Here is a 789-nt window from a genome sequence, read left to right on the forward strand (position 1 = left end):
GCTTCATCACGAATATAAATTAATTCGTAATTCTCGTATTTTACAGCGGTTAAAAAAGCGTCTAATTTCCCGTATTCGGTTAATATTTTTTTATTTCCAAAAGTCGATGAACCAAAAACTAACACCTTTTCATCTTTGAGTTTAATATCATAACTACCATCTTTTGTGTTTTTAGAAGTAGCAGATGGTGATTGTAAATACTCGATTTCTAAATGATTATTTTCTAAAAAATTTTTGTAATCTTTTAGATTATTAGCAAATTGTAATGGTAATTCTGCGCTTGATAGCGTCCCAATCATGAAGATTATTTTTTGGTTTGGTTGATAAGCTTTTTTATAACTAATAATTCGATCAATTAAATTAGCGATCATAAAGGTTTTACCCGAGCCAGTAGGGGCTTTAAACTCGACAATTTTATTCTGATCAAAACGTCCGTTTTGCTTAATATTTAAATAATGTTTAAATAACCCCGATACACACTTACTCTGACTATTACTTAGTTGCATCTTGTTCTTCCTCGTATGGTTGTAAGGCTAATAATTGTCTTAAAAGATTATTGTTGTCAAGGTTGTGGTGGGTAATATTAAAGTGTGAAAAGGTTTCTTTTAATAAGGTTTTAATAACTTCGTTATAATTCGTTTTTGCATTAATGGAAATATCGAACTTTTTAACTTTAAAAACGTTTAAATTACTTAGATATGGAAGATGTTTCTCTGCTCATTTAAAACTTTCATTTTTTGTGCCCTTCCCATGATTGATCCGGTATAAACGTTCGTATGTTATTTCATC

Annotated in this window: 1 protein-coding gene and 1 pseudogene; both read right to left on the bottom strand. The window is 29.5% G+C overall.

The annotated features are described in order from the left end of the window. Positions 1-506 (bottom strand): DEAD/DEAH box helicase family protein (locus OF365_RS03180; protein ID WP_263818168.1); only part of this gene is annotated, 506 nt, incomplete at its 3' end. Beyond that, positions 493-789: pseudogene (locus tag OF365_RS03185) on the bottom strand (site-specific DNA-methyltransferase); the annotation flags it as partial. The pseudogene OF365_RS03185 and the gene OF365_RS03180, both read right to left, overlap by 14 nt.

The sequence above is a fragment of the Ureaplasma zalophigenitalium genome, from assembly GCF_025780055.1.
GTDB classification, from domain to species: domain Bacteria; phylum Bacillota_I; class Bacilli_A; order Mycoplasmatales; family Mycoplasmoidaceae; genus Ureaplasma; species Ureaplasma zalophigenitalium.